The sequence below is a fragment of the Actinomycetes bacterium genome (assembly GCA_022599915.1).
Taxonomy (GTDB): Bacteria; Actinomycetota; Actinomycetes; order S36-B12.
This window is the reverse complement of sequence record JAHZLH010000007.1, coordinates 25,723-32,941: the sequence shown is the minus strand read 5'-3', so window position 1 is coordinate 32,941 and position 7,219 is coordinate 25,723. Positions and strand designations below refer to the sequence as shown.

Here is a 7,219-nt window from a genome sequence, read left to right as displayed (position 1 = left end):
TGACGGTAAGAAGAAAGCCCGGTGCTGGGGTAGCAATCAGAGCGGAATGCTGGGAAATGGCCAAAAGAAGTCCAAGACGAAACCAACTGGAGTCAAGAATCTGAAGAAGGTGGAGCAGGTTGCAGTAGGACATGTCAGCGCTTGTGCACGGCTGAAGAACGGCACCGCAAAATGCTGGGGAGACAACTGGTCCGGGCAACTGGGAAATGGCAAGACCAAATCTCAGACCAAGCCAGTGAGCGTGAAGAAACTGTGAGAAGGGCCACTTTCTGATGATTAACTAGTCAGCAGAAAGTGCCCGAAGTTGTCCTAATGTCTAGCCCAGGGTTGCAGTTTCGATCGTGACCTTGGGCTTGGGCTTCCCGTCGGTGATCCCATCCTTTCGGCTGGATACGGCGATGTTGGTAACGACATCGAGGCCCTCCACTACTTCACCCCAGATGGTGTATCCCGGATCGAGCGTGGTGTCTTCGTAGACGATGAAGAACTGGCTACCGGCAGTGTTAGGCCCGGAGTTCGCCATCGCCACCGTCCCGGCGGGGTAGTTGTTGACGGTTGGATCCGGCAGATTCTCATCGGGGAGTTGATAGCCGGGTCCACCGGTTCCGGTACCAGTGGGATCACCGCACTGCAGCACGAAGATGCCGCTAGTGACTACTCGATGGCAAGGCGTGTCATCGAAGTACTGCTCGGTGACCAACTTCGTCTGCGCTTCCACGGCCTGCGGAGCGGCAGGGTTAGTCTTGATCACGATCCTGCCTCGACTGGTGTCGAGCGTGATGGTTTCGGTATCCGTGGGCTCGGCATCCGCTGATCCAGAATCGTCGACGTCGGAACTGCAACTAACCAGGGCGATTGCTAGACCGGCCGCGGCGGCGAGGGAGATCATCTTGCGCATATAGGCATTCTGCCCCAAGTAGGTGCTGGTGTTTTCTTGCCCCATGGTGATCGGTGAAACTATGAAGTAATGGCGGCGGAATTAGAACAAGAAGCGGGGTCGCTCCGGCGAGCGATCAGCGGACCAGCCATGCTCTTTTTCGGGCTGGGCACCATTGTTGGCGCAGGTATCTACGTCCTCATCGGTGAGATCGCAGGTCAAGCGGGAGTCTGGACGCCGCTCTCGTTCATGCTGGCCGCGGTGGTGGCCGGACTCACCGGCATTTCATACAGCGAACTCGTCGCCCGTCGGCCACAAAGCGCAGGTGAGGCGGCCTACGTCGGTGCTGCTTTTCGGCGGAGTTGGCTGTCACAAACGGTGGGCTGGGCCGTGGTTGCCACCGGACTGGTGTCGGCGGCGACGCTGTCTCGTGGCTTCGCCGGTTACCTCGCTGAGTTGATATCGGTGCCGGAGTGGCTGGCCATTTGCGGTCTGGTTGCCGCAGTAGCCCTACTCGCCGTTGCTGGCGTGCGGCAGTCGGTCGGGGTGGCGGTAGCTATCACCGTGATCGAGTTGTTGGGGCTCGTCGCGGTTGTCATCGCGGCCAGCGGTGGTTGGACTGATCCCGAGAACTGGCAGGACTGGTCGGCCGGGCTGTCAGATCCATCTTGGCTGGGGATAGCGGCCGGGGCATTCCTAGCCTTCTACGCCTTCATCGGATTTGAGGATATGGTCAACATGGCCGAGGAAGTGCGCGATGCACCCCGGGCACTACCGCGGGCCATCATCGCTGCAATTGCGGTATCAACCGTCATCTATTTGGTGGTTGCGTTGGTCGCAGTGGTTGCGGTGCCGCCAGCTGAGCTGGCGAAAACCGACGCGCCGTTGAGCGCCTTAGTAGCCGGTAGCGGTTGGCTTTCGCCGCAGGTCATCGCAGCGGTGTCGCTGTTGGCGATCGCTAATGGTGTCGTGGTTCAGTTCCTGATGGGGCCGCGCGTGATGTACGGGTTGAGTCGGCAGCAGGGCCGACTGAAACTACTGGGTCGGGTCTCGGGACAACGGCAAACCCCGGTCCCAGCCACCTGGTTATTTGCCGTGTTCGTCCTGGTCTTTGCCCTGGCGCTGCCGCTGGGACGGTTGGCGCAGATCACCAGCGCGATCATTCTCCTCGTCTTTGTGCTGGTCAATCTGTCACTGATCCGGCTCAAACGTCGGGATCCGTTCGATGGCTTCCAGGTCCCGCGGCTCGTTCCTTATCTTGGGGCGATCAGCTGTCTGCTGCTGTTGGTTGCCCAGTTTGGATTGGATCTCACCGGGTGACAGTCCACGGCGGGGTGCGCGCTTCCTAGGTCGATCCGGCGCGTAGCCTGTCCTCATGAGTCTGGCGCTGTATCGAACCTACCGGCCAGGACGGTTTAGCGAGGTTATCGGCCAGGACCACGTTGCGGAGCCGTTATCACGAGCCCTCGATGAGGGACGCATCCACCACGCCTACTTGCTCAGTGGTCCGCGAGGCTGTGGCAAGACCTCAACGGCGCGCATCTTGGCCCGATCGATGCTGTGCGAGAACGGGCCGACTTCTGACCCTTGTGGCACCTGTGAGTTCTGCGAAGCATTGGCACCGAATGGTCCAGGGCTGGTGGATGTGATTGAACTCGATGCCGCCAGCCACGGTGGTGTTGACGATACCCGAGACCTACGCGAACGCGCGGTCTTCGTACCTGCCCGAGCCCGCTACAAGATCTACATTATCGATGAAGCACATATGGTCAGCAAGGACGGCTTCAACGCCTTGCTGAAACTGATTGAGGAACCGCCGGAACATGTGAAGTTCATCTTCGCCACCACTGAGGTGGACAAGGTTCTGCCCACCATCCGCTCGCGTACTTTCAACTACGCTTTCCGGTTGGTTCCCGCGCGACAGTTGCAGGAAAACCTAGCCGGGATTTGTGAGCGAGAAGGTGTGCCCGCAGAATCGCCGGCCTTAGCACTCATCGCCCGGGCAAGCGGCGGTAGCGTCCGTGACGCTCAAAGCATCATGGGGCAGCTGATCGCTGGTGCCGGTCCCGAAGGCTTGACCCAAACGGTGGTCGCAGATCAACTTGGCGTCACTGATGATGCGCTTCTTGATGCTGCAGTCGCTGCTATCGCCGGGCACGATGGCCCGGCGCTGTTCGCGGCGGTTGAGGCAGTCGTCGAGTCAGGCCATGACGTTCGACGATTCGTCACTGACCTGTTGCACCGGTTCCGAGATTTGTTGGTGCTGCGCCATGCCGGTGATTCCGCCTCAGCGGAGGTCCTCGACATGTCGGTGGATCAGCGGGAGGCCCTCGCTGAACAAGCGGCCAACTTCGGCCCCACCGAACTGACAAGATTTGCGGAGATCATCAACGAAGGTCTGTCACAGATCAAGGGTTCCACGTCACCACGGTTGCAGTTGGAAATCTTGGCAGCGAGACTCTTGGTCCCGGCTACCCAAGTGGATGCGGAGTCAACTCTGTCGCGGATTGACGTGCTCGAACGACGGCTTTCGGTGTTGGCGAACGCCCCAAATCCGGTCGTCGAGAACGCCGTGTCGCAGAACACCGCAGCAGAGCCGCCAGCCCAGCCCCGTCAACGGCCAGCCGAGCCGAAACCAACTGCTACATCGGAACGACCGCCCTCACCACCCAAGCCGCCTAAGAAATCAGCATCGGTAGCGTCACGCACCGCGCCGCCGCCGAAACCGCGGGTAGCTAGTGGCGGCCAGCAGCAGGAAGCCCCGGCGGAGCAGCCGACCGAAGAACCCTCGGCAGCGAGTAGTCCGAAACCGACCACAGCCGATCTCGATGCCGTACTGGCGGTCTGGCCGGAATTGCTGCAGCAGATACGGTCCCGCAGTCGGGTGGCAGCGGCAGTGTGGGACGGCGCTCAGCCAGTCGAGGTCGCGGATGGTGAGCTGCGGGTAGAGGTCCCGACGGCGGGGCAACTGCTGTCGATTACGCAAAGCGGCCGAGACGTCATGCTTCGCACGGTATTGGTGGAGTCGTTTGGTATCGATGTAGCCGTCAGGCCGATCGAGCGTGCCGCGACTGCCGAAGCGGAATCAGAGCCTTCTGATTCCGACCCGGATCTCGCAGACTCAGACCTGGCCGGCGTCGATTTGCTGAAGGAGAAACTCGGAGCGACGGCTATCGGTGAGATTGAGGGCAACTAAGCATGTATGAGGGTGCACTTGCTGACTTGATTGAGGAACTGGGTCGACTCCCCGGAGTCGGGCCCAAGGGGGCTCAGCGGATCGCTTTTCACATTCTGGATGCCGACCCGACCGATGTTGAACGGTTGGCAACCGCCTTGACGGAGGCAAAGCAGCGGGTCCGGTTCTGCCAGACCTGTGGTCGTGCCACGGAATCCGACCCCTGCTCGATTTGCACCGACGAACGTCGCGAACGCTCGATCATCTGCGTGGTGGAGGAAAGTCGAGATGTGGTGGCAATCGAGCGCACCCGCGAGTTCCGCGGCGTTTATCACGTCTTGGGTGGTGCCATTAGTCCCATCGACGGCGTCGGTCCTAGCGACCTGCGAATCACCGAGTTGATGCAGCGACTCGCGGATGCCTCGATTCGTGAGGTAATTATCGCCACTGACCCCAATCTTGAAGGTGAGGCGACCGCCAGTTATCTTGCTCGGATGCTGGCGGATATGGATTTGGCAGTGTCCCGATTAGCTAGTGGGCTGCCGGTGGGCGGTGACCTCGAGTTTGCTGATGAAGTCACGTTGGGGCGAGCTTTTGCGGGCCGCCGGACTCTCGGGTAACTGGCCGCTGGATATCCTGTTATTTGTAGCAGCTGGATTACAACCTTTAGGAAGAGTCTCGCGTGGCCCTCATCGTTCAAAAGTACGGCGGATCATCTGTCGCTGATGCTTCATCGATTCAGCGGGTAGCTCGACGGATCGCCGACACCCGGCGGGCCGGTAATGAAGTGGTCGTGGTGGTATCCGCCATGGGTGACACCACCGATGACCTCGTGGATTTGGCGCAACAGGTCAGCCCTGACCCGCCGGGACGCGAACTCGACATGTTGCTCACTGCAGGAGAGCGAATATCGATGGCCTTGCTGGCCATGGCAATCCATGACAACGGTTTTGAAGCTCGCTCCTACACCGGTTCGCAAGCTGGTCTGATTACCGACTCGGCGCATGGTCGGGCACGGATCATCGACGTCACTCCGGGACGTATCCAAAAGGCCTTGAGCGAAGGCGCAGTACCGATCGTTGCTGGGTTTCAGGGAGTCAGCCACGAGAGTAAAGACGTCACTACCTTGGGGCGAGGTGGCTCAGACACCACTGCAGTGGCCTTGGCAGCTGCCTTGACAGCCGAAGTGTGTGAGATCTACACCGACGTCGATGGTGTCTTCACTGCCGATCCCCGGACTGTTGGCCGAGCAACCAAAGTAGGTCGGCTCTCGTACGAAGAGATGCTGGAACTTGCAGCGGTAGGCGCCAAAGTTCTGCATCTGCGCTGCGTGGAGTATGCCCGTCGCTTTCAGATTCCCATTCACGTGCGATCAACCTTTTCTACTTCTGAGGGCACCTGGGTGCTTGCCGATCCGACCGAAGGAGGAACCGTGGAACAGCCGATCATCTCGGGCGTTGCCGCCGACCTGAACGACGCCAAGATCACTATTGTGGGGGTTCCGGACGAACCGGGTATCGCTGCTGAGATCTTTCAGGCACTTGCCAATGCCGGGGTAAATATCGACCTCATCGTGCAGAACGTCAGCGAGGCAAGTACCCACTTGACTGATGTGACTTTCACCTGCCCCAAGGGCGATCTTGGTCGGGGGATGCAAGCGTTGCTGGACTCGCAGGACAAGATTCGGTTCGCCAATCTGGCCAGTGATGAGGACGTCGCCAAGCTGTCGCTGGTCGGCGCTGGCATGAGGTCCAACCCGGGAGTCAGCGCGACCTTTTTCCGGGCATTGGCCGAGGCGGATGTGAACGTGGAAATGATCTCTACCTCAGAGATTCGAATCTCCGTGGTCACCCGCACCGGGGATGCTGAGCGGGCGTTGCGTGCCGTGCACACTGCTTTCGGCTTGGATGCCGACGGCGAGGCGGTTGTCTACGCAGGCACCGGAAGGTAGTGAACACAATCGATATCGTTCGACCAAAATTCGTCTGCCACCGAGCCGCTGCATAATGCCTGTGGCGACTTGCGGCGCCTGCTGCGACATGCCGAAATATGACCAAAGGCCCGGGGGCACACCCCAGGCCTTTGCTCGCGTCGGGGTGACAGGATTTGAACCTGCGACCTCTTCGTCCCGAACGAAGCGCGCTACCAAGCTGCGCCACACCCCGCTGAAGCCCCAAGTTTAGCCCAGTGGTCAGCCGCTGCTGACGTCGCTACCGGTCAAGGTAAGCAGGACCGCCTCTGGTGGGCAGGCGAACCGCACTGGTGCGTAAGGAGACTGCCCCATGCCTGCAGAGACTTGCAGCCACGTCGATGAATCTGTCGGGTAACGGTGAAGGCCGCGAGCCAACTTTCGAGGGAGATCGCAGTTGGTGACCAACGCCCCATAGCCCGGTACCCGCAACTGGCCACCGTGGGTGTGGCCCGCCAGCATCAGATCGGCTCCGTCGGCGCTCATCGCATCTAGCACCCGCAAGTAGGGGGCATGCGCGACACCCAGTCGAAGGTCTGCGGAACGTTCGAACGGACCTGCGACCCGGTTGTAATCATCGAGGCCAATGTGTGGGTCATCAACACCCCGAGCATCCACTGCTAGGCCGGCAAGGCTGAGGTGGGCGCGACGGTTGTCGAGATCCAACCAGCCAGCCCGAGTCAGGCCATTAACCAGATCTGGCCACGGTAGGGGTTCTCGACTGGTCTCTAACTCCGACGGGCCGCGCAAATAGCGGGCCGGATTGAATGGTCTCGGCGCGTAGTAGTCGTTGCTGCCCAATACAAAGACCCCCGGTGCCGCCAGCAGTGGTCGTAGTGCCGCCAAAGCCACTGGCACAGCCGCGTGATGGGCGAGGAAATCTCCGGTCACGACGGTGAGGTGCGGATCCCAATCAGCCAGGGCAGCGAGCCACTGAGTCTTATCGCCCTGCGAGGGGGTGATGTGAAGATCCGATAGATGCAGAACTCGTAGTGACTGAGCACCGGCAGGAAGGATCGGAAGGGATTCCATGCGCATGCGGTAGCGCTTAGTTTCCGCTACCGACCAAGCCAGTCCCGCTACTGCCGCAACACTTCCGAGTGCCGCGATTTTGGCGATGGATCGGGACATGCGTTCTATCGTGCCACCATTCTCAGCTAGTGCGTTGACCGGATGGCGGGTTGAGTACCCGACTGGG

General features: G+C 60.3%; 7 protein-coding genes and 1 tRNA gene. 5 read left to right on the top strand and 3 right to left on the bottom strand.

Going from position 1 to position 7,219, the window contains the following annotated elements; genetic code table 11:
- Window positions 1-256: hypothetical protein (locus K0U62_01495; GenBank protein ID MCH9800189.1), on the top strand; the 256-nt coding region annotated here is incomplete at its 5' end.
- Between the two features lie 60 nt (window positions 257-316).
- Here K0U62_01495 and K0U62_01490 read toward each other — a convergent pair.
- Window positions 317-943, bottom strand: coding sequence for a peptidylprolyl isomerase (locus tag K0U62_01490; protein MCH9800188.1), 627 nt, complete (start codon window positions 941-943; stop codon window positions 317-319).
- Window positions 944-967: 24 nt separating this feature from the next.
- Here K0U62_01490 and K0U62_01485 point away from each other — a divergent pair, with 24 nt between their 5' ends.
- The 4 genes from K0U62_01485 (at window position 968) to K0U62_01470 (ending at window position 6,003) form a co-directional block, all read left to right on the top strand.
- Complete coding sequence (locus tag K0U62_01485; protein ID MCH9800187.1) at window positions 968-2,197, top strand: amino acid permease; 1,230 nt, start codon at window positions 968-970, stop codon at window positions 2,195-2,197.
- A gap of 55 nt (window positions 2,198-2,252) precedes the next feature.
- Window positions 2,253-4,073 (top strand): DNA polymerase III subunit gamma and tau, encoded by a 1,821-nt coding sequence (locus tag K0U62_01480; protein MCH9800186.1) that lies wholly within the window; start codon window positions 2,253-2,255, stop codon window positions 4,071-4,073.
- Window positions 4,074-4,075: 2 nt separating this feature from the next.
- Window positions 4,076-4,672 (top strand): recombination mediator RecR, encoded by a 597-nt coding sequence (recR, locus tag K0U62_01475; GenBank protein ID MCH9800185.1) that lies wholly within the window; start codon window positions 4,076-4,078, stop codon window positions 4,670-4,672.
- Between the two features lie 62 nt (window positions 4,673-4,734).
- Entirely contained in the window at window positions 4,735-6,003 is a 1,269-nt protein-coding gene (locus tag K0U62_01470) for an aspartate kinase (GenBank protein ID MCH9800184.1), read from the top strand.
- A gap of 140 nt (window positions 6,004-6,143) precedes the next feature.
- Here K0U62_01470 and K0U62_01465 read toward each other — a convergent pair.
- Window positions 6,144-6,217: transfer RNA gene (locus tag K0U62_01465), tRNA-Pro, on the bottom strand.
- Window positions 6,218-6,243: 26 nt separating this feature from the next.
- Window positions 6,244-7,152 carry a metallophosphoesterase gene (locus K0U62_01460; protein ID MCH9800183.1) on the bottom strand — a complete coding sequence of 303 codons (909 nt, stop codon included), beginning with the start codon at window positions 7,150-7,152 and terminating at the stop codon, window positions 6,244-6,246.
- Window positions 7,153-7,219: the final 67 nt, after the last annotated feature.

Excerpts from the sequence above, each read along its gene's own strand:
- K0U62_01460 (MCH9800183.1), bottom strand. The coding sequence starts at position 7,152 with ATGTCCCGATCCATCGCCAAAATCGCGGCACTCGGAAGTGTTGCGGCA.
- K0U62_01490 (MCH9800188.1), bottom strand. The coding sequence starts at position 943 with ATGGGGCAAGAAAACACCAGCACCTACTTGGGGCAGAATGCCTATATG.
- K0U62_01480 (MCH9800186.1), top strand. The coding sequence starts at position 2,253 with ATGAGTCTGGCGCTGTATCGAACCTACCGGCCAGGACGGTTTAGCGAG.
- K0U62_01485 (MCH9800187.1), top strand. The coding sequence starts at position 968 with ATGGCGGCGGAATTAGAACAAGAAGCGGGGTCGCTCCGGCGAGCGATC.
- recR (MCH9800185.1), top strand. The coding sequence starts at position 4,076 with ATGTATGAGGGTGCACTTGCTGACTTGATTGAGGAACTGGGTCGACTC.